The organism is Rhizobium sp. BK619 (assembly GCF_014195245.1).
In the GTDB taxonomy this organism is placed as follows: Bacteria; Pseudomonadota; Alphaproteobacteria; order Rhizobiales; family Rhizobiaceae; genus Rhizobium; species Rhizobium acidisoli.
On the sequence record NZ_JACIBH010000013.1, the window covers coordinates 109,189 to 130,216 of the forward strand.

Genomic DNA, 21,028 nt, shown 5'->3' on the forward strand with positions numbered 1-21,028 from the left:
TTACACACTGTGTGTAATAAATCGCCGTCAACCGAGCCAGGCGCGAAGCCGGCCGATCAAACAGGCGAGGGCAAGATGAAGATTTCCATTCTGGCGGCTGCGGCCGCGCTGATGGCGGGCGCATGTTCCGCACAGGCGGCCAATATCGAATTCTGGTATGGCAATACCGGCGTCGTCGAGACGGCGATCCAAGCCCAATGCAGCGCATTCAATGCCGCGCAGACCGAGCATCACATTACCTGCGTTGGCCAGGGCAGCTACGAGGTGTCGATGCAGAAGGCGATCGCAGCCTTTCGCGCCAAGAACCATCCCGTCCTCATCCAGTTCTTCGACGCCGGCACGCTCGATCTGATGCTGTCGGACGCTGTTGTGCCAGTCCAGGAGGTGCTGCCCGACGTCAAGTGGGAAAGCTATATTGCCGGGGCGCGCGCCTATTACGAAACCTCCGGCGGCAAGCTTTTCGCCCAGCCTTACAATGCCTCGACGCTGCTCTTCTACACCAACAAGACCGAGCTTCAGAAAGCCGGCGTCACCGAGACGCCGACGACCTGGGAAGAGATCATCGAAGCTGCCCGCAAGCTGAAGGCATCGGGTCATGCCTGCCCCTTCGTCACCGACGGCGATACATGGCGCGTGCTCGAACAGTTCTCGGCCCGTCACGGCCTGCCGATCGCCTCCAGGCACAATGGCTATGACGGCCTCGACGCCGGATATGTCTTCAACACCACGTTCGCCGCCAAGCATTTGCAGAACCTGGTCGACTGGCGCAAGGAAGGCCTCGTCAGGCTCGCAAGCGATACCAAGGCCGGTAATTTCACCGCCGCCTTCAATGCCGGCGAATGCGCGATGATGGAGAATTCCTCGGGTTCTTATACCGCTTCCGCCAAGGCGTTCGAAGGCAAGTACGAGCTCACTGTCGGCATGGCGCCGATGTACAAGGGGTATGAGCGCCACAACACGCTCGTCGGCGGCGCCTCGATCTACATCATGAAAGGCCACGACAAGGCCGAAATCGAGGGCGCCAAGGCCTTCCTCGATTTCGTGCGCCGACCCGAACAGCAGATGGCCTTCACGTCAGCCACCGGCTACGTGCCGGTCACCAGCGACGTGATGGACGCGATCGCCAAGAGCGGCGAGGCGAATACGCCGAAATACGCCACGGCCGCCGTCGGCATCGGTTCGATGAATGAGCCGCGCACGCCGGATACCCGCGGCATCCGCCTCGGCTTCTACGTGCAGTTTCGCCAGGTCTTCATGGAAGAAACGCAGAAGGCTTTTGCCGGCGGGCAGACGATGCAGGCAGCGCTCGATAACGCCAAGAAGCGCGGCGACGAGCTGCTGCGCCGCTTCGAGCAGACCTACAAGGGCGTAAAGCTGCACTGATCCGAACCTCCCCCGCACGGGCGCTCGGAGTGCCCATGCGGCCCCCCAATGCAGGGTTTCCCATGATGTCGGAATCTTCGCTCTTCAGCCATCGCTGGCTGCCGCTTCTGCTGGTAGCGCCGCTCATGCTGCTGATCGTGCTGTTCTTCTACGCGCCGATTTTCCAGGCCTTCTACTGGTCCTTCTTCCTCGAGCGCCCCTTCGGGGGCGGCTCGATGTTCGTCGGCTGGGACAATTTCATCCGGGTCTTTTCCGATCCCGAATTCTGGGAGGCCGGCTGGCGCACCATCATTTTCATGGTTACCGGCTCCACGCTTGCGGTGGCGATCCCGCTGATCCTGGCGGTTGCAGCCGACCGGAAAATCGCAATGTCGCTGCCGGCGCGCAACGTGCTGGTCTGGCCGAAGGGGGTTGCCGGCGCCTCGATCGGCGTCGTCTTCGCCTTCCTCTTCAATCCTTTCGCCGGCGTGCTGGCGCCGCTCAATTCCATCTTTCCCGGCATCTGGGCGCCCGGCATCGACGGCACGGACGCTTTCATCACGCTGATCGCGGCGCATGTCTGGGGCGGAATCCCGTTCAATTTCGTCATCCTGCTCGCCGGCCTGCAATCGATCCCGCGCAGCATGCACCAGGCGGCGGCGATGGACGGGGCAGGGCCGTGGCGACGGATCCTCGACGTGCAGCTGCCGCTCATCATGCCGCAGCTCTTCCTGACACTGGTGCTGGAATTCACCGAAAGCGTCACTTCCGCCTTCGCGCTGATCGACACGATCACCAAAGGCGGGCCGGGCGGCTCGACGACGCTGCTCGTCTACAAGATCTATACCGATGGCTTTTCCGGCTACGACCTCTCCGGCGCCTCCACCCAGACGGCGATCCTGATGGTCTTCGTCGTCCTCCTCACCGCTGCCCAGTTTGTCTTCCTCGGCCGGCGCGTCAGCTACGACAGGTGAACCATGATCGAAAACGCCCGTTCGCTCAACATCGCCGCCAGCTTCATCCTGATCGCCGGCATCGCCTATATTCTCGGGCCGCTCTATCTGACGCTGTCGACCGCTTCGCAATCCTATGAATTCATACTGCGCAACGGGCTTGCCTGGCTTCCCGGCGACCAGCTGTTTTCCAATATGGCGCGGGTCTTTGCCGAAACGCATATCCCGATCCAGATGCTGAACAGTCTGGCGGTTGCCTTCGGCGATGCGCTGGCGACCTGCATCCTATCGTTTCTGTCGGCCTATGCCATCGTCTATTTCCGCGTCCGCTGGGCGGGAGCGGCCTTCGCGTTGATCCTGGCGACGATCATGCTGCCGATCGAGATCCGCGTCATCACCACCTATCAGGTGGCATCGAACGTGTTTTCTCCCCTGAATGCGCTGCTCGACGTCACCGGCCTCAACGAGCTGATCGCGGCGTATTTCGGCGCGCCGGTGAAGCTCGAATGGAGCGTGCTGAACACGCATCTCGGCCTGATCGCGCCGCTCGTCGCGCACGGCACCGGCACCTTCCTGTTCCGCCAATTCTTCCTGACTTTGCCGAAGGATCTCTTCAAGGCGGCGCGCATGGACGGGGCGGGGCCGATCCGCTTCCTGCTCGACATCCTGCTGCCGCTGTCGCGCCCCAGCTTCGCCGCGCTCTTCGTGCTGACCTTCCTCAGCGGCTGGACACAATATCTCTGGCCCCTCGTTGCCGCCTCGACCTCGGACATGCAGACCGCCGTCGTCGGGCTGGCGCGGCTGGTTCCCGATGCCGAGGGAGAGGTGCCGGATTTCCCGATGATCATGGCCGCCACCATCATCGTTTCCATCATTCCGCTCGCGATGATCGCGCTGCTGCAGCGCTATCTCGTCCAGGGCCTCGTTCTTACGGAGAAATAGCGATGACCGCGATCGACATGGCCATCCGCGCCGCTGCCGCCAACATCACGCTTTCAGGCGTCACCAAGGCCTATGATGCCGACACCACCGTCATTCCGCCGATGGATGTCGAGCTCGGGGCCGGCGAATTCACCGTCGTGCTCGGCCCTTCCGGCTGCGGCAAGTCCACACTGCTGCAGATGATTGCAGGCCTCGAGCGGGTCAGCGGCGGAGCGATCGCCTTCGGCGACCGCGAGGTGCAGGATCTGGAGCCGAAACACCGCGGCTGCGCCATGGTGTTCCAGAACTACGCGCTCTATCCGCATATGAGCGTCTTCGACAATATCGCCTACAGCCTCAAAGTATCTGGCATGGCAAAGGCGGAGCGCATCGAGCGGGTCGGCGCGGTGGCGAAGATGCTCGGGCTTTCCGATTATCTCGCCCGCAAGCCGGGGCAACTCTCCGGTGGCCAGCGCCAGCGCGTGGCGATCGGCCGCGCCATCGTGCGCGAGCCCGGCGTGCTGCTGTTCGACGAGCCGCTCTCCAATCTCGATGCGCAGCTGCGCCACGACATGCGCGTCGAGCTTGCCGAGCTCCACCGGCGCATCGGCGCCACCACCGTCTTCGTCACCCATGACCAGGTGGAGGCGATGACGCTCGCCGACCGTATCCTGATCCTCAACAAGGGCCGGATCGAGCAATTCGATACGCCGAAGGCGATCTATCATCATCCGGCCTCGGTCTTCGTCGCGAAATTCATCGGCGCACCGCCGATGAACATCCTGCCTGTCACCGGCGATGGCGCGGTCCTCAGGCTCGCCGACGGGCAAGTGGTGGCTGCGGCGCGGCTCACCGGCGCCTATCAGCTCGGTATCCGGCCGGAAGATATCCTCCTCGACGCCAAGGCAGACGGACATAAGCTCACATCCACTTTGCGTTTCCGCGAGGATCTCGGCTCGCATGCGGTGCTCGCCGCCGAGCTTGCGGGCTCCGTCGTCAGGATCGCCACACCCTTCGGCGCTGACGTTTCCGACCACGGCCAGCTCTCCCTCCATTTCCCGGACTCCCGCCTGCATCTTTTCGATCCGGCGAGCGGCAGGGCCATACCAAGCGCATTCGGCGCGAATTGAAGGAAATCCCATGAAATACATCGACCACATTGCCGACCCATCGCGTCCCTGTGCCATCGCCGCCCATCGCGGCGCCTGGCATCAGGCTCCCGAAAACAGCCTTGCCGCCATCGAGAACGCGATTGCCGGCGGCTACGACATCGTCGAAGTGGACATCCGCCAGAGCGCTGACGGCGTGCTGTTCATACTGCATGACGATACGCTGGAGCGGATGGCCGGCGTCGACCGTATCCCCGAGGAAATGACGATCGCCGAGATCACCAGTCTCAGGCTGCGCATGGCCGATGGCGGGCCGGACCAGCCGTTTACGACGGAGACCGTTCCGACGCTGGAACAGGTGCTCGAAACCGTGCGCGGCCGCATCTTCGTCGATCTCGATATCAAGCACCTTGAATTGATGAGCACCGTCGCCGCCAAGGTCAAGGAGATGGGCATGGAAGACCAGGTCGATCTCAAGGCCCGGGCCGATACGCCGGAGGCGCTCGCCTGGCTCGCCCGGCAAAGCGGCATCGACGGCATTCCCTTCATGGGTCAGGCCTTCTTCCGGGCCGACAGCGCCGACCAGACCGCCGAGACGGTCCTCTCGATAAAACCTTTCATGTGCGAAGCCAAGTTCGACCGGCTGGAGACGCTGGCCGGCCAGCACCAGCGCCTGCGCGAGGCCGGCATCTCGCTCTGGGTCAACTCGCTCGATCCCGTCTCCTGCTGCGGCCTCACGGACAGAGCAGCGCTTGCCGATCCGGATGCGATCTGGGGCCGGATGATGGCATCAGGCATCAGCGTCATCCAGACCGACCAGCCGGCCGCGCTCAAGGCCTATATCGAGGCGCGCCAGAGGTGAGGGAGATTTCCGATGCGCTCCTCCGCGCGCTGATGGAGGATATGCGCCGGGCGGCGGAGGCGGAAATCCTGCCCCGCTTCCTCGGCGTCACTGCCGAGGGGATCCGCACCAAGACCGCGCCCGACGATCTGGTGACCGATGCCGATCTCGGCGCCGAACGGCGGCTCGCCGAGGCGCTTTCGGCGCGCTTTCCACAAGCGCTGCTCATCGGTGAAGAGGCGGTTTCTGTCGATCCCGCCATTCTGGCGCGGCTCGCTGATGCCAATCTCGCCGTCATCATCGATCCTGTCGACGGCACCTGGAATTTCGCCCACGGCCTGCCGCTCTTCGGCATGATCGTGGCGGTCGTCTCGGGCGGGGAAACCGTGGCCGGGCTGATCCACTATCCCGTGACCGGCGATTTCCTCGCCGCCCGGCCAGGGCGAGGGGCCTGGCACATTGCCCGGGACGGTACAGAGACCCGCCTGGCTGTCGCGCCGCCGTCACCCGTCGGTGAGATGCACGGCTTCGTGCCGCTGCACATGTTTCCCGCCGAGGAGCAGCCGGCCTATGCGCAGGGCCTGCTGCGCTTTGCCCGCATCACCACCTGGCGTTGCTCGGCCTATGAATACCGGGGGGTGGCATCCGGCGCGATGAGCTTTGCCCTGAACGCCGAGCTCAAACCCTGGGACCACGCCGCCGGCGTCTTGATCCACTGCGAAGCTGGCGGCTATGGCGCGCTGCTCACCGGCGAAGCCTATCGCCCGGCGATGGCGAGGGGAAGGTTGCTGTTGGCACCGGACGCTGCAAGCTGGGAGATGATCCAGCGGATTTTTGTCGAGGAGTGAAATAGGTCGCGTCTCGACGCGATGCTGCTCAAGCGGAAGGAGAGGCAATCACGGTAAATGCCTGAGTCAGAGTCGGTTTTCGCGATGGCGGCGGGGTTTGCGTTTGTTATGATGCGGCAGACGGCGAAGGGGCGTGAGCCTCCGTGCCATGCCTTTGCGCGCCTTCTCTCGCGGACCGTCACATTGCAGCCGAGGGGCTTGGAACATGCGCTACACGTTCGCCATCGGTGATATCCACGGCTGTATCGATCCACTGAACAGCATGATCGATCGCATGGAGGCTTATGCGTCTGAAGGTACAGTCGTTTTCCTTGGCGACTATATCGATCGCGGGCCTGACAGCAGACGTGTCCTCGACCGGCTCATTGCCGGTCCGCCCGGCCCGTGGCGCTGGATCTGCTTGAAAGGCAATCATGAGGACATGATGGTCGCTGCCTATGCCGACAGCGACGACAGAGCCGTATGGATCAGCAATGGCGGGCTTGAAACCGAAATGTCCTATGATGGCAGGGTTCTGCCTCAGCATTTGCAATGGGCTGGCGATCGTCCGCTTATGCATGTGGATCGATATCGCATCTTTGTCCATGCCGGCGTTGTTCCGGAATTTCCGCTGGAACGGCAGACCAAGCGCGATCTTCTCTGGCTGCGGTTCCCTCCCGGTCAATCCAGCGACTATTGGGGCAAACATCTGGTCCACGGCCATACTCCCTCACTGTCCAACCCGGTGACGACAGGAAACCGCACCAACATCGACAGCGGCTGCGTCTTCGGCGGCAAGCTTTCCTGTGCCGTGTTCGACGATGAGGTTGCCGGCGGGCCGATCGACTTTATCGAGGTGAGGGCATGAAGCTGGTCGCGTCGGTAAGGGTGTAAAGCCAGAGACGGCGGAGTGGAGCAATGCGAAACGAGGGATTTATCGGGCCGCCAGCAGAAGGTTTGGCGAGAACGCAACCCAATCTCCGTCATTCCTGTGACATCCGTCGGGTTAAAGCCCGCGAACAGGAATGACGGACCGGAGGTGTCGCGACGTTGGCACCGTCACCTTTGGCCCGTGCCTCGCCAGCCGGCGGCGAGGCGCAGCCAGGGCGCAAGGTGGAAGCCGCTCATCAGCAGGTACATCGGGACCATTCCGCCGATCGGGAATGCATTTGGCGTCGTGGTGCAGATCATGTCGGCGCTGCCGGTGGTGGCCGTCAGCAGCGCCATGAGCGCGAATGTCGGGGCGGCGGCGAGGGATAGCCGGTCGGCGGTATGGGTGGCGATGCAGCCGGCCTGATTGGTCAACCTCCCGCTCGGGTTGCCAGTTGAACCGTCGTCGGCGGCTGCCAGCGACAGCCATTCGGCGGCGTTGAGAGACGCGTTGCCGTCGTCTCTCTTTGCTGTGTCGGCGGAAAACAGCATCGCCGTTACTCCTTGCCGTAGCGGTCGTGATGGCGCCACCAGATGCCGGTTTCGTTGCGGCCCTTGGGCGCGCGGTCGAGCCATTGATACATGCCCCAAAGTCCATCCAGGCCGCGGGCATAGCTGGAATAGCTGTGATAGACCGCACCGTCGACGAGTTCGAAGGCGCTGACTCCCGGCCGGTCGCGGGTGTAGGTCATGACATCGGTGCCGGTCATGGCGGCGATTTGGGCAACCGGGCCTTCTCCCTCAGGCTGCTGCCATTGCTGCACGGTTTGGCCGGCGAGCGGTTCGGGGGCCGGCGGCTCAAGCCGGTAGTTGTATTCTATATCGCCCCGGCGCTGATCTTCGGCACTGAACCAGACGCTGAAATCGCCGTTGAAATCGCTGCCGAAGGACGAGGCCCAGGGGAAGCTCCAGCCCATGCGCTGCTTGAATGCCTGAAGCTTTGTCAGCGGCGCCCGCGACACCGCCCAAAAGGCGACGTCGTGGTTTTCGAGATGGACGAAGACGCCATTGAAACCGTCGGCAATCGAGGAGCAGGACGGGCATCCGGCGGTATAATCAGGCCCGAACATGAAGTGATAGACGAGCAGCTGCGAACGGCCGCCGAAGAGATCCTTCAGCGAGAGGTTGCCGCCTTCGGTGTCGAAGCGGTATTCCTTATCAATCCCAACACGCGGCAATTGCTGGCGCTTGACCGCCAGCGCGTCGCTCCGCCGCGTCAATTCCTTCTCCTCCTCGAGCAGATCGAGCCTTGCTGCCAGCCATTGCTGGTGTGTTGCGTTGAGCTGTGCCGTCATGGGGTCTTCTCCTTTGCCTGTCTATCGTCGTAGCATCCGGCGCGGGTTGCCTGCCGGTCCCAAGCAGATTACGGCCGGGCAGCGAAATGGCGGGAGTGACAAGTGTGACGGGATTTGAATGGACTCGCTGATCACAGCCGCCGCGAGGGCGCTGGCATCGGGTGATGCGCTTGGCGCGCTGAAGCGGGTGGCGCTGCGCGACGACGCGCCGGCGCTGGCGTTGCGCGGCATTGCGATGGCTCAACTCGGTGACCTCGTCCGCGCCAAGGCGCTGTTGAAGAGTGCGGCGCGCGCCTTCGGACCGCGGGAGGCGGTGGCGCAGGCGCGATGCGTGGTCGCCGAAGCCGAGATCGCACTCGTCTCACGCGATCTCATCTGGCCGCCGAAGGCGTTGGAATCGGCGCGCAGGGTGCTGGAAGCGCATGGCGACAGGGTCAATGCCGCCCATGCGGGCAATGTCGCCATTCGCAGGCTGGTGCTGATCGGCCGCCTCGACGAGGCCGAGCGTGCGCTCGCAGCACTCGATCCGGCGCCGTTGCCGCCAGCGTTGCGGACTGCCCACGAACTGGTGGCGGCCGGCATCGCCGTTCGGCGCCTGCAGACGCAGGCAGCTCGCGCCGCCCTCGATCGGGCAAGGCTTTCGGCGCGGGTGGCAGCGATCCCCGCTTTGACGGCGGAGGTCGAAACCGCCGCGCTGGTGCTCGACACCCCGGCGGCGCGGCTGATGTCGCACGGGCGGGAGCACCCGCTGTTGCTGACCGAGGTGGAAGCGCTGCTTTCCTCCGGCACCCTCGTCGTCGATGCCTGCCGCCATGTGGTGTGGAATGCGGGCACTGCCGTCTCGCTCGCGACTCGGCCGGTGCTGTTTGCACTTGCCCGCACGCTCGCCGAAGCCTGGCCGGGGGATGTGGCAAGGGGTACGCTGATTGCCCGCGCCTTCCGCGGCAAACATGCCGATGAATCGCATCGCGCCCGGCTGCGGGTCGAGATCGGCCGGCTGCGCGCTGAACTGCGGGGACTGGCGGAGGTTTCGGCGACAAAGCGCGGTTTTGCGCTTTCCCCGCGCGGCGCCCGGGAGATTGCCGTGCTGGCGCCTCTCGTCGAAGGGGCGCATGGTGCGGTGCTCGCGTTTCTGGCCGACGGGGAGGCGTGGTCGAGTTCGGCGCTGGCGATTGCGCTCGCGGCCAGCCCCCGCACCGTGCAGCGGGCGCTGGATTCGCTGGCCGGTGAAGGCAAGGTCCAATCGTTGGGGCGCGGGCGGGCACGGCGCTGGATGAGCCCGCCGCTGCCTGGTTTCCCGACGATCTTGTTACTCCCCGGGCCGCTGCCGAGCGATTAGGATGGCCCGCACTATAATGAACTGGAGTAATCGGGAAGGAAGAGATGAAAAAATCAGCTGCGAATATTCTGCGTGAATATGGGCCTTTTCCCGGCGCTGAGCGCGTCAACGGCGTCACCTTCGACGGCCAGCACGTCTGGTTTGCCTCGGGCGACAAACTGAACGCGCTCGATCCCGCAAGCGGCGAGGTGGTGCGCTCCATCGAAGTCGCCTCGCATGCCGGGACGGCTTTCGACGGAGAGTTCCTCTATCAGATCGCCGAGGACGTCATTCACAAGATCGATCCGAAGACCGGCCATATCCTCTCCACCATCCCGGCACCCGGCAATGGCGGCGATTCCGGCCTCGCCTGGGCCGAGGGCACGCTCTGGGTCGGCCAGCATCGCGGCCGCAGGATCCATCAGATCGATCCCGAAACCGGCAAAATCCTCCGCACCATCGAATCCAACCGCGTGGTCACCGGCGTGACCTGGGTCGACGGCCAGCTCTGGCACGGCACCTGGGAGGGCGACGACAGCGACGTCAGGCGCATCAATCCGGAAACCGGAGAGGTGCTGGAGCGGCTCGACATGCCAGAAGGCACCGGCGTCTCCGGCCTCGAATCCGACGGCGGCGACTGCTTCTTCTGCGGAGGCGGCGGTAGCGGGAAGATCCGCGCGGTGCGCCGGCCGGGGTGAGGCGGAAGGGTCGCTATCCTCCAACACCTCTTCTGGAGAGTGCGGCCCCCACCAACGCTCCTCATGCTGAGGCGCGCAGCCCGCAGGGCGGAGCCTCGAAGCACGTGCCGGAACAGTGCTTCTTGCATCATCCCACATTGGCGCACCCGCCTCGTCCTTCGAGGCCCCTGCGGGCACCTCAGGATGAGGCTCTCTGGGGCGCTGGCGCGAGCGGCGGGGTACCCGTAGCCTGGAACAAAACCTATCGCTATTATTGGGCGCGCCACTCTCCAAGGTTCCTCATCCTGAGGCGCGTAGCCCATAGGGCGGAGCCTCGAAGGACACACCGCAGCGCTGCTCCTTGCGTTCACCGGGGGTGGCGCAACGGTCGCCGGGAGCAAAGCCCGTTGCCGGTTATTTGGCCGGGGCATCCTCCTGGGTTGCTATTAAGCCAAGCGCTGCATCTTCATCGAACAAAAGCGCCATGCCGATCGCATCGATGAACCGGCCGTCGATACGCGCGGCGCGCCGGATTATGCCCTCGCGCACGAACCCCATTTTTTCATAGAGGGCGATCGCCCGGTGATTGTCCTGGTAAACATCGAGTTCGACCCGGAGAAAGCCGGCCTCCTGCGCGGCTCTCAATGTCGTCTCGATGAGTTTTTGTCCGAGACCCTGGCCGCGATAGGCCGGAAGGATCCCCATTCCGAGCTTGCCGCGATGGGCGTGCGACGGGAAGAAATGCCGGTCGATGTCGCACCAGCCGACGACCTCGTCTTGCGCGATAGCAACGAATTGCGGATTGGCTTTTGCAATCATGCCCATCACGAAGGCGCGCGTATCCGGCAGCGGCGTTGCCTCAAGCATGGACAGGTATTTTTTCTCCCGCGCGACAACGTCGAGCGCGCGATGAAAGCTGTCGATGTGCGCGGCAGCAATCGGTTCGATCCTGATGCCTGACATATCCGACGCGGTGGCGTCCATGCGCTTCTCCTTCGAATATCGCGAATGCCTGTGGAGACATGTCGCGGGGCGCAGGGGAGCGCATAATTCACGGTCCGTCAACCTTTGCGTGTCAATTTCTCGGCAGCAGGCGCCGTCAAAAGGTTGCAGATATTGAAGGTCAGGCTAACATCCCACATTACATTCGTCTTGGTGACACTCACCTGTGCGGCGGCTGTGTTGCTGTGCGGATTTGCGTGGCTCGCCGCCATAAAGGTCGATGATCTCTCGCTCCGCCGGCAGGCCGATTTTGTCCGGCAGGGACTGGAAGAACAGATCGCGGCGCTTCCCCGGGAACAGGAAAGCGTTGCCAAATGGGACGATGCTTTCCTTTATGCCAAGCAGCGGAACCATGAATGGCTGCTCGAAAATATCGGCCGGTGGACGAGCCAGTATTTCGGGCACGACAGGACCTATATCTTCGACGATACCAATCGCCTGATGTTTGCGTTCCGCGACGGCGCGGATGCCATGCCGCCGCGGCTTGGCAGCGACGACGGCCAAGAAATGACCACGCTTGCCGGAGAGATGCGCGCGGTTCTTGTCGAGCAGGCTGCAAAGCCCAGTACCAAACCGCTTGGTCAACTGGCGACAGTTCGCACGATCATGATCGGCAGCCGGCCGGCAATCGCCAGCGCGCGGCCCATTCTGCCGAGCTCGGCCAGAATGCAGATCGAGGCGGGCCAGGAGTTCATCGCCGTCTCGGTCAAGTTCATCGATGGAAAAGCCGCCGAAAGCATCGCCCATTATGCGCGCCTCGAAGGCTTGCATTTCGCGCCGAAAAGCAAGGACGAACGGGCCCAAGTGCCGGTGTTGTCGCATGACGGCGGCACGATCGGCTATCTCGTATGGCCGCCGATCCTGCCCGGATTCATGCTCTTTCAACAGATCGCGCCGGCTGGGCTTGGCTGCCTGGCGCTGCTGATCGCTGTCGTCTTCTGGCTCGGACGCGGTCTGCATCGGACCTCGCTGACCCTGCTGGACAGCCAGGCTGAGCTCACCCACCACCGCAACCACCTGGAAGAAATGGTGGCCGATCGAACGGCCGAGATCGAACGGCAGAGGGAGGAGCTGGACCGGCTGCTGGTGCACGAGCGCCAGGTGAATGCGCTCCAGCGCCAGTTCGTCGCCATGGCGTCGCACGAGTTTCGCACACCGCTCGCAATCATCGACGCCGCAGCCCAGCGGCTCTGCCGCTCGACCACCAATGTCGGCGGCGACTACGTTCACGAAAAAGCCGGCGTGATCCGCAGCGCGGTGGTGCGCATGGTCGATCTGATGGAGAGCATCCTCGCCAGTGGCCGGCTCGAAACCGGACAGATTACATTGAAGCGGAGCGAGGGCGATCTGAAAGCCTTGCTCGTCACCTGCTGCGACAGACAGCGCCACCTCAGCCGCTCGCATCTGTTCCATCTCGATCTTGAGGCGATACCCGAGGGTTTGACGTTCGACCGCAGCGCGATGGAACAGGTCTTCACCAACCTGATTTCGAACGCCGTCAAATATTCGCCCAATGCGCCTAATATCCATGTTCGCGCCCGGGTTGATGAAAAGACGCTGGAGATCGCTATCGCCGACAGCGGCATCGGCATGGATGCGGATGATCTGCCGAAGCTGTTTCAACCCTATTACCGCGCCCGCAGCGCGACGGGCATTGCCGGCACCGGCATCGGGCTCAACGTCGTCAAGCAGGTCGTCGAACTGCATGGCGGCACCGTCGAGGTGACGAGCGAGCTCGGCAAGGGCACAACATTTATCATTCGTCTGCCAATAGGGTCTCTATTGTCGGATCAACACGTCGCAGCTTAGGGAAAAGCTTATGGTTACAGTCCTGTGCATAGAAGATGAAGTCGAGATCCGGAACCTCCTCGTCGAAGAGTTGACCGAAGCCGGCTACAGGACGCTCGAGGCCTCGAACGGCGCCGAAGGGCTGGAAATGATCCTGTCGAAATGGCCCGACATCGTCATCAGCGATATTTCCATGCCGGTCATGGACGGGCACCAGCTTCTGGCCGAAATTCAGATCAATCACCCCGAGCTCTCCAACATCCCCTTCATCCTGCTGACGGCGCTGACCGACCGCGAAAGCACGCTTGCCGGCCTTCGCGCCGGTGCGGCGGACTATCTGACCAAGCCGCTCGATTTCGACCTGCTGCTCGCCAAGCTGGAAGGCTGCGTGACGCGGCTGGAGAATGACAAGGCGGTCAATCGGTCGTTTTGAAGGGGCTTGAGCGATGATGGAGAGTGTGCCGTGCGGCCCTGGACCGGTATCGACTAGCGCCTAACCTCTCCTCCGTCATTCCTGTGACAAGCACAGGAATGACGGAGGAGGAGAGGTTGGTGCACGGCCTTCAAGAGAGCCTCATCCTGAGGTGCCCCGTAGGGGCCTCGAAGGACGAGGCGGGTGTTCCTGCTTCGATACATGCAAGAAGCGGCGTTGAGCATGTCCTTCGAGGCCCCTACGGGGCACCTCAGGATGAGGGAGGTTGGAGGATGCCGCGCCCGCAATAAGGCTCGCCGCAACTGGCTCGGTCTCTCACGTCCCCTGCCTCCCCAACACATCCCCCAGCACCTCGAACACTCTTGCATCCAACATCTGCGACACATTGAACCGCATGAAATTCGTTGCCGATTGTGACAAGCTGAAAGCGTTGCCGGGGGCCAGCACGATCTTCCTTTCCAGCGCGGCGCGGGCCACATCAGCCGCATCGATACCGTTCGGCAGGCGGCACCAGAGGAACATACCGGCCTGAGGCTCCAGCCAGGGCGTTATCCCCAGGCCCTTCAGCTTGGCCGAGACCTCGCTCATCGCCCGGGAGAGCCGTTGTCTCAGCATTTCCGTGTGTTTCCGATAGCTGCCGTCGCTCAAGACGTTCAGCACCAGTTCCGCCGTCAACCGGCCGCCGCCGAAGGAGGTGGCGATCTTGAGGTCGGTCAGGCCATCGATCCATTCCGGTTTGGCAGCGACGAAGCCGCAGCGGGCCGAGGCCGACAGGGTCTTCGAAAAGCTGCCGATGTGGATGACCCGATCGAGGCCGTCGAAAGCGGCGAGGCGCGGCGCCGGCGTATATTCGAAATCGGCGAAGATATCGTCCTCGATGATGGTGAGGTCGAACTGATCGGCGAGTTTCAGAAGCCGATGGGCCGTCACCGGGGAAAGCGTTGCACCAGTCGGATTGTGGATGGCGGAGTTGGTGATGTAGAGCCGCGGCCGATGTTCGGCGACGACTTGGGCAAACAGCTCGATATCGGGACCGGAGGGCGTATAGGGGACGCCGACGATCTTTGCGCGGTGGGCGCGCAGCAGCGCATGGAAATTGAAATAGCAGGGGTCGTCGACCAGCACCGTGTCGCTGGGTTCCAGCAGGAAGCGGCAGAGCAGATCGATCGCCTGCGTGCCGGAATCGGCGAGCATGATCTGATCGGGAGAGGCTTCGATGCCGCGTTCGCCCATGCGCCGCGAAATCAGCTGGCGCAATGGCGGCAGGCCGAGCGGCGAGCCGTACTCGGCAAGCGCCGGCCCATCGGCGCGGGCAAGGGTTCTCAACCCGCGGCGTATGCCTTCCCCTGGCAGCCAGGAAGGCGGCAGCCAGCCGCAGCCGGGCTTCAGATCGGTTTCATCAGCCTCCAGCGATTGCCGGGATATCCAGAAGGGATCGACGGCGCGGTCGAGCTTCGGCCCGGCCTCGGCGAGCGCAAAGGGGGCGGCCTGGTTGGCGACGTAAAATCCCGAGCCCGGCCTTGCGAGGATCGCCCCTTCGGCGACGAGACGCTCATAGGCATCCACCACAGTCGAAGTTGACAGCTTCAATGTCGCGGCCAGACCTCGGACGGAAGGCAATCTTGCGCCGGGCGTCAGGCTGCGGCCGGCAATGCGCTGCCTGATCGTTGAGACGACCATCTCCACCCGTGTGCGTCCTTCGTTCATCCGTACTGCTTTCTGCACCATAACAGTTTCGCGAAATCGTATCAGACTGTCACTGTCGTGACCATCCATCATGGCCGATAACGGCAAACAGCAAAGAAGGAGTGCGACGCATCATGGACCGCATAGCATCGGGATGGCTCAATGGTTTTATCGGGGTGGTGATCTTCAGCGGATCGCTGCCGGCGACCCGTGTGGCCGTGATGCAGTTCGATCCGGTTTTCCTCACCGTGGCGCGCGCGGCGATCGCCGGCATTCTCGCGCTCGGCCTGCTGATCGCTTTCCGGGAGAAGCGGCCGAGCGGGCGCGACATTCTCTCGCTGGCCGTCGTCGCGCTCGGTGTCGTGGTCGGTTTCCCCCTGCTGACGGCGCTGGCGCTGCAGCACGTCACATCGGCCCATTCCATCGTCTTCATCGGCCTGCTGCCGCTCTCGACGGCGATCTTCGGCGTGATCCGCGGCGGCGAGCGGCCGAAGCCGGCCTTCTGGCTGTTCTCCGTTCTCGGCAGCGCGCTGGTGGCGGGCTTCGCGGTGATGCAGGGCCTGACGGCATCACCGGTCGGTGACCTTCTGATGCTGGCGGCAATCCTCGTCTGCGGCCTCGGTTATGCCGAAGGCGGCCGGCTTTCGCGCACCCTTGGCGGCTGGCAGGTGATCTCCTGGGCGCTGGTTCTGTCGCTGCCGGTGATGGCCGCCGTGGCGTTTCTTTACCGGCCGGCGAGTTTCGCGGCGATAGAAACGCCGGCGCTGATCGGCCTTGCCTATGTCTCGCTGTTCTCCATGCTGATCGGCTTCATCTTCTGGTATCGCGGCCTGTCGCAGGGCGGCATCGCCGCCGTCGGCCAGCTGCAGCTGCTCCAGCCGTTTTTCGGCCTGGCGCTCGCCGCCACGCTGCTGCATGAGTCTGTGACGTGGAGCATGCTGGCTGTGACGGTTGCCGTTATTCTGTGCGTCGCCGGCGCAAAGAGGTTTGCTCGGTAGGAAAGGATCCATTGACGGACGGGTCCGTCGCCGCATTTCTTCACCAAGCCTCCTCACGCCTCTTCAAGGTTGAAGCCATAGGCTCGTTCGACGACCCCAACGCGAATCTCATAGCGGCTGTACCAATCTGACCGTCCACGATTTTGCGCCTCGATATGGTCGACCACTGATTTCCAGGCCCGAATGCTGTCCTCATCCTTCCAATAGGAGATGAGTATGCCAAAACCGTCTGCGCCACGGACGCTTTCGAAGCCGAGATATCCGGGCTGCAATTTTGCAAGTTCCGTCATCGCATATCCCATCTCGCCGTAACCATCGTCGACCTTGGTTCGCTGAGAGGAAAAACTGACCATGTAATAGGGCGGCTCAGGTAAAGCGGCGATGGGCATTTCGGCTCCTCCTTTTGGCGTTGTGCAGAACCATACGATTGCCGTAGAGCCTGCACAACTCCGCCTCTTACTGCGGCGAGAATGCCACCCTCAGGCGATACGTACGCCATCGGCATCGGCGCGGCGGGGCCAGCCCGCGTCACAAAGCCGCCGCTCAATCGTCAGCAAATCGCCCCGTTACCGCCGCACCGTGCCCTCTTAGGGGCTCCATGTTCGCGACCTCGCCGGCCATTCAGCGGCCGGCGATCGACCGAGGCGGCTTGCTGCCAATCAAATCATGCACGTGAAAAGGAACGAATATGATCACTCGTTACACATCCCTGGCAATGATGACCGCGGCTGTCTTCAGCCTGCTTGCTTTCAGCCCGGCATCCGCCGCGGAGACGGCCCAGACGCAAGCCCAGCCGCCGGCACAGGGCCAGGCGCCGATGCAGGGCCAGAGCGGCGGCACGGCGGCACCCGCCGTCAGCGATCAGAAACTCGAGGCCTTTGCCGTTGCCTATCTGCAGGTCGACAAGGTCAGGCAGGAATATTCGGCCAAGATCGGCGCGACGAAGGACGAGGCCGGCAAGCAAAAGCTGCAGGCCGAAGCCAAGAAGCAGATGGTCGATACCGTCGAAGCCTCCAAAGATATCTCCGTCGAGGAATATTCCTCGATCCTGACGGCCGCCCAGAGCGACCCGGCGCTGGCCAAGAAGGTGCTGGAAAAGATCGGCACCCCGCCGCCGGCGCAGCCGCAGCAATAGCCTCACTCAAACCAAGGGGCGGGCTAAAGTCCGGGCGGCGAGCGCTTCCCGCGCTCGCCCCAATCCTGACGCAGCCTTACTTGGCAGGCACGACCAGTGGCTCGCCCTTGTGCACGATATAGGTCGCCAGCTCCGACGCCTTGCCGGTGCCGACGTTCTTGGCCGAATGCACCACGCCGGAGGGAATGAACAGGGACTGGCCGGCCTTGAGGGTCACCGGCTCCCTGCCTTCGAGCCGGTATTCCAGCGTGCCATCGAGAACGAAGGCGATCTCTTCGCCGGGATGTGAATGATTGGGGGCGAGAACGCCGGGGGCGAAATCGACGCGTACCTGAACGGCCTCATGGCCGGGCACGTCGATGTCGCTCCGGACGAGATCGGTGCGCTGCAGCGGCTGGTCCGCATGCGCTATCGTGGCAGCGCCGAGAACAAGGGCGAGGGCCATAGCCTGGATCATTTTCATCGTGTCATCCTTCCTGAATTGACCTTTCCGGCTCATCGGCCGCAAGGGTATTTCAGCCGATGATTGAACCTGGGATGTGTCGGGAAACCTGCCTTTTTGTAAGCGAGTGTATCTAGGCCGCGGTGGCTGCTCAGGGTTTGTGAGAGGATTTTATCCTTCGTCGTGCCGTGCAGGCCCCCCTCTGGCCTGCCGGCCATCTCCCCCACAGGTGGGAAGATCGGCAAGTGGCTAAACCTTCCCGCCCGTCTACCGTTTCGGCATTCGTGAGGTTTGTTGTTTTACGAAGACCTTACGCCCAGCCGATCTCCCCACCTGTGGGGGAGATGCCCGGCAGGGCAGAGGGGGGCTTGCACGGAATGACTTATCCGGCAAATCCGGCCTATCTCCCGCGTCTCAAGCCGCCGACGTCGAGCCTCTGACATTCCCCAGCGTCGCAATATCCGTCACCCCGCCCGACGATTCGAAGTCGAAGATCTTCTGGGTCACCAGAGCGGCGGCGCCCCGGGCCCAGGAATTGTCCTCCCAGTCGGGCAAGAGCGGCGGGGCGGTGCGGAAGGTTCGGGCGGCGAGGGCTTCGCGCAGCGGCGTCAGGAAGGGATCGCCGAGGGAGACGGCTTCGCCGCCGGCGACGATGACTTCGGGGTCGGTGATGTTGACGAGATTGGCAAGGGCGGTGCCGATGCCGCGGCCGGACTCTCCGACGAGGGCGAGGGCGGTGGCGTCGCCGGATGCGAGCGCCTCGCAGAGTTGGGGCAAGCCCAGTTCCTCGCCGCGGCCGGTTGTCTCCCGCCAGCGCCGCAGCATCGACATTTCCGAGTGATAGGCCATCAGGCAGCCGCGTTTGCCGCATTCGCAGAGCCGGCCGCCTTCTTCGAACAGCGTGTGGCCGAACTTGCCGGCCGCGCCATTGGCGCCCCGGTAGAGCTTGCCGTCGATGACGAGCGCGCAGCTGATGCCGACGCCGACGGCCAGCACCGCCATGTTGCGGTGCTGGCGGCCAAGCCCGAAGAGCTGCTGGGCGATCGCATAGGCGTTGGTGTCGTCCTCCAGCCAGACCGGCACGTGGACGCGGGCAGCGACCAGCGCGGCCAGCGGGACATTGTTCCAGCCGAAGCGGTAGCTGCGCACGCAGGCGGTCTGCTCGTGATTGATGACGCCGGGCATGGAGATGCCGATGCCGGCAAGCCTGGCGTCGGGCCGGCCGGCGAGCTTCACCAGTTCCGGGACGGTCGCCGCCAGCAGGTCGGCGACCTGATCCGGATCGTGGCCGGCAAGGCTGACCCGCATGGCGGCGACCGGGTTGGTGGCGAGGTCGGTCGCCACGCACTCGACCGAATCCACCATCAGCTTGAAGCCGACGGCAAGCGCGTGTTCGTAGTTGATATCGACCGGGATCGGCCGGCGGCCGGTGAGGCCGGGCACGGTCTTGCCTTCGATGACGATGCCTTCCTCCAAGAGGTCGGTGACGACGAAGGTGACGGCGGCCGGGCTCAAGCCGATGACGGCGGCGATATCGGCGCGGCTCCTCGGCCCCTCGCGCCGGAGAAGGTTGAGAATGAGGCGTCGGTTCATGGCTCTCGCCGTGGTCTGGTCGCCTTTTAACTTCACGATGCATTCCTTAATTTTGTAAATTAATTATTGCGGGCCGAAAAGATCTATGCATAAGTTCGGCCGCCGATCAACTCAGCCAAGCGGATTATCGCTGGAATTGCGGGTGGATCGCAATGTTGAAGCCTGGTCGGACCGTTTCTTGGAGGAGGCGGCGGTCGGGAGATGTCGATCGATCAACTGGGAGGAATTCAATGACATTTTTGAAGCAATTTCCGTCAACCACCCGCAGACGCTTCCTGAAGGGCGCGGGCCTGGTGTCCGCCGCGGCCGTCACCGGCAGCTTCCCGATCCCGGCGATCGCGCAGGCGCAGGAGGTCACGATGATCTCGGCCGAGAACAACGGCGAAGCGCTTGACGCGCTGAAGGCGATCGCCGCGGGCTTCAGCAAGGAAGCCGGCGTCAACGTCGTCATCAACAATATGGATCACGAGGCCCACAAGACGGCGATCCGCAATTATCTCGTCGCCGGCGCGCCGGATGTCTGCTCCTGGTTTTCCGGCAACCGCATGCGCGCCTTCGTCAAGCGCGGCCTGTTCGACGATATTTCCGATCTCTTCGAGAAGGAAAAATACAAGGATGTGCTGGGGGCGACGGCCGGCGCCGTCACCGAAGACGGCAAGCAATACGGCCTTCCCACCGGCGGCACGCTCTGGGGCATGTTCTACCGCAAGGATGTGTTCGACCAGCATGGGCTGACGGTACCGAAGACGGCCGAGGACTTCATGGCCTATGGCGACAAGTGCAAGGCCGCCGGCATCACCCCGGTTGCGATCGGCACCAAGGAATTGTGGCCGGCGGCCGGCTGGTTCGATCAGATGAACCTGCGCATCAACGGGCTCGACAAGCACATGGCGCTGATGAACGGCGAGATGAGCTATCTCGACCCGTCGCTGACCGCCGTCTTCGACCAGTGGGAAGCGATGATTTCCAAGGGCTTCTTCACCCCGAACCATACGTCCTTCGGCTGGCAGGAGGCCGCAGCGCTTCTGGCGCAGAAGAAGGCGGGGATGATGAACCTCGGCGCCTTCCTGCGTTCGGCCTTTACCGCCGAGGACCTGCCGCAGCTTGGCTACGCGACCTTCCCGGTGCTGGACGCCAAGGTCGGCCATTTCGAGGAGTTCTCGGTCAATTCGATCCACATTCCCGCCAAGGCGAAGAATAAGCAGGGCGCGCGCGACTTCCTCGCCTATTTCTACAGACCGGAGAACCTGGCCGCCTATCTGGAGCCCGGCGGCAACGTGCCGCCGCGCAACGACCTGCCTCAGAGCAAGGATCCGCTGGTCAATATCGCTGTCGAGACGATGAAGACGGTGCAGGGCACCTCGCAATATTACGACCGCGACAGCGATCCCGACATGGCCCAGGCCGGCCTCGTCGGCTTCCAGGAGTTCATGGCCAAGCCCGACCGGCGCAAGGCGATCCTCACGCGCCTCGAGGGGACGCGCAAGCGGATCTATAAGATCTGAGCCTGGAACGTATCTAAGGCTGCCCCTCACCCTAACCCTCTCCCCGCGCGCGGGGAGAGGGGACTTGCCCCGCGAGACGTTGGCGAGGGACGGAGGGGTCGCCGCTTGGTCACTTCGCCCCGCGAGCGGGGAGAAGGTGGCGGCAGCCGGATGAGGGGCAGCCCCACGACGGTAGCCGGATGAGGGGCAGGCTTCGCCACTTGCTCTTGTCGT

At 63.4% G+C, this 21,028-nt stretch carries 21 protein-coding genes; 14 read left to right on the forward strand and 7 right to left on the reverse strand.

Annotated features, from left to right (window positions below; genetic code table 11):
* Positions 1-75: 75 nt before the first annotated feature.
* From FHX14_RS24225 to FHX14_RS24255, 7 genes are all read left to right on the forward strand, one after another.
* The gene (locus FHX14_RS24225; RefSeq protein ID WP_012558161.1) at positions 76-1,383 is read left to right on the forward strand and encodes an extracellular solute-binding protein; all 1,308 of its coding nucleotides are present in this window, start codon (positions 76-78) and stop codon (positions 1,381-1,383) included.
* Between the two features lie 62 nt (positions 1,384-1,445).
* Complete coding sequence (locus FHX14_RS24230; RefSeq protein ID WP_179613202.1) at positions 1,446-2,336, forward strand: sugar ABC transporter permease; 891 nt, start codon at positions 1,446-1,448, stop codon at positions 2,334-2,336.
* Positions 2,337-2,339: 3 nt separating this feature from the next.
* The gene (locus FHX14_RS24235) at positions 2,340-3,257 is read left to right on the forward strand and encodes an ABC transporter permease subunit (RefSeq protein ID WP_012558159.1); all 918 of its coding nucleotides are present in this window, start codon (positions 2,340-2,342) and stop codon (positions 3,255-3,257) included.
* 2 nt (positions 3,258-3,259) lie between these two features.
* Complete coding sequence (gene ugpC / locus FHX14_RS24240; protein WP_012558158.1) at positions 3,260-4,366, forward strand: sn-glycerol-3-phosphate ABC transporter ATP-binding protein UgpC; 1,107 nt, start codon at positions 3,260-3,262, stop codon at positions 4,364-4,366.
* 10 nt (positions 4,367-4,376) lie between these two features.
* Entirely contained in the window at positions 4,377-5,207 is an 831-nt protein-coding gene (locus FHX14_RS24245; protein ID WP_179613204.1) for a glycerophosphodiester phosphodiesterase family protein, read from the forward strand.
* Positions 5,204-6,034 (forward strand): inositol monophosphatase, encoded by an 831-nt coding sequence (locus FHX14_RS24250; protein WP_179613205.1) that lies wholly within the window; start codon positions 5,204-5,206, stop codon positions 6,032-6,034. Before FHX14_RS24245 ends, FHX14_RS24250 begins: the two co-directional genes overlap by 4 nt.
* A gap of 205 nt (positions 6,035-6,239) precedes the next feature.
* On the forward strand, positions 6,240-6,881 hold the full coding sequence (locus FHX14_RS24255; protein ID WP_012558154.1) for a metallophosphoesterase family protein: 642 nt from the start codon (positions 6,240-6,242) through the stop codon (positions 6,879-6,881).
* Positions 6,882-7,072: 191 nt separating this feature from the next.
* Here FHX14_RS24255 and FHX14_RS24260 read toward each other — a convergent pair whose 3' ends face one another.
* Together FHX14_RS24260 and FHX14_RS24265 are read right to left on the reverse strand one after the other, a co-directional pair.
* Positions 7,073-7,435 carry a hypothetical protein gene (locus tag FHX14_RS24260; RefSeq protein WP_012558153.1) on the reverse strand — a complete coding sequence of 121 codons (363 nt, stop codon included), beginning with the start codon at positions 7,433-7,435 and terminating at the stop codon, positions 7,073-7,075.
* A 5-nt stretch (positions 7,436-7,440) separates the two neighbouring features.
* A complete protein-coding gene (locus FHX14_RS24265) occupies positions 7,441-8,238 on the reverse strand; it encodes a DUF899 family protein (RefSeq protein ID WP_179613206.1) in 798 nt (265 codons plus the stop codon).
* 118 nt (positions 8,239-8,356) lie between these two features.
* Here FHX14_RS24265 and FHX14_RS24270 point away from each other — a divergent pair, with 118 nt between their 5' ends.
* On the forward strand, positions 8,357-9,577 hold the full coding sequence (locus FHX14_RS24270; protein WP_183697856.1) for a helix-turn-helix domain-containing protein: 1,221 nt from the start codon (positions 8,357-8,359) through the stop codon (positions 9,575-9,577).
* A gap of 44 nt (positions 9,578-9,621) precedes the next feature.
* Positions 9,622-10,254, forward strand: coding sequence for a PQQ-binding-like beta-propeller repeat protein (locus FHX14_RS24275; RefSeq protein ID WP_179613208.1), 633 nt, complete (start codon positions 9,622-9,624; stop codon positions 10,252-10,254).
* A 393-nt stretch (positions 10,255-10,647) separates the two neighbouring features.
* Here FHX14_RS24275 and FHX14_RS24280 read toward each other — a convergent pair whose 3' ends face one another.
* Complete coding sequence (locus FHX14_RS24280; RefSeq protein ID WP_184379178.1) at positions 10,648-11,217, reverse strand: GNAT family N-acetyltransferase; 570 nt, start codon at positions 11,215-11,217, stop codon at positions 10,648-10,650.
* A gap of 84 nt (positions 11,218-11,301) precedes the next feature.
* On the opposite strand from FHX14_RS24280, the gene FHX14_RS24285 reads away from it, so the two are divergent.
* Both FHX14_RS24285 and FHX14_RS24290 read left to right on the forward strand, forming a co-directional pair.
* On the forward strand, positions 11,302-13,044 hold the full coding sequence (locus tag FHX14_RS24285) for an ATP-binding protein (RefSeq protein ID WP_184379180.1): 1,743 nt from the start codon (positions 11,302-11,304) through the stop codon (positions 13,042-13,044).
* A 10-nt stretch (positions 13,045-13,054) separates the two neighbouring features.
* Positions 13,055-13,456: a response regulator gene (locus FHX14_RS24290; RefSeq protein WP_184379182.1), complete on the forward strand. Its 402-nt coding sequence runs from the start codon at positions 13,055-13,057 to the stop codon at positions 13,454-13,456.
* Between the two features lie 315 nt (positions 13,457-13,771).
* Here the strand turns inward: FHX14_RS24290 and FHX14_RS24295 are convergent, their stop codons facing one another.
* Positions 13,772-15,184: a PLP-dependent aminotransferase family protein gene (locus tag FHX14_RS24295; RefSeq protein WP_184379184.1), complete on the reverse strand. Its 1,413-nt coding sequence runs from the start codon at positions 15,182-15,184 to the stop codon at positions 13,772-13,774.
* Positions 15,185-15,276: 92 nt separating this feature from the next.
* Here FHX14_RS24295 and FHX14_RS24300 point away from each other — a divergent pair, with 92 nt between their 5' ends.
* Positions 15,277-16,140: a DMT family transporter gene (locus FHX14_RS24300; protein ID WP_184379186.1), complete on the forward strand. Its 864-nt coding sequence runs from the start codon at positions 15,277-15,279 to the stop codon at positions 16,138-16,140.
* A gap of 53 nt (positions 16,141-16,193) precedes the next feature.
* On the opposite strand, the gene FHX14_RS24305 is transcribed toward FHX14_RS24300, so the two are convergent.
* The gene (locus FHX14_RS24305; RefSeq protein ID WP_012558143.1) at positions 16,194-16,529 is read right to left on the reverse strand and encodes an antibiotic biosynthesis monooxygenase; all 336 of its coding nucleotides are present in this window, start codon (positions 16,527-16,529) and stop codon (positions 16,194-16,196) included.
* 299 nt (positions 16,530-16,828) lie between these two features.
* Here FHX14_RS24305 and FHX14_RS24310 point away from each other — a divergent pair, with 299 nt between their 5' ends.
* Positions 16,829-17,275: a DUF4168 domain-containing protein gene (locus FHX14_RS24310; protein WP_012558142.1), complete on the forward strand. Its 447-nt coding sequence runs from the start codon at positions 16,829-16,831 to the stop codon at positions 17,273-17,275.
* Between the two features lie 76 nt (positions 17,276-17,351).
* Here FHX14_RS24310 and FHX14_RS24315 read toward each other — a convergent pair whose 3' ends face one another.
* Both FHX14_RS24315 and FHX14_RS24320 read right to left on the reverse strand, forming a co-directional pair.
* Positions 17,352-17,738 (reverse strand): cupin domain-containing protein, encoded by a 387-nt coding sequence (locus FHX14_RS24315; protein WP_183697852.1) that lies wholly within the window; start codon positions 17,736-17,738, stop codon positions 17,352-17,354.
* Positions 17,739-18,131: 393 nt separating this feature from the next.
* Complete coding sequence (locus FHX14_RS24320; protein WP_183697850.1) at positions 18,132-19,346, reverse strand: ROK family transcriptional regulator; 1,215 nt, start codon at positions 19,344-19,346, stop codon at positions 18,132-18,134.
* A 194-nt stretch (positions 19,347-19,540) separates the two neighbouring features.
* On the opposite strand from FHX14_RS24320, the gene FHX14_RS24325 reads away from it, so the two are divergent.
* Entirely contained in the window at positions 19,541-20,815 is a 1,275-nt protein-coding gene (locus FHX14_RS24325) for an ABC transporter substrate-binding protein (RefSeq protein WP_179613215.1), read from the forward strand.
* The last annotated feature ends 213 nt before the right edge of the window (positions 20,816-21,028 follow it).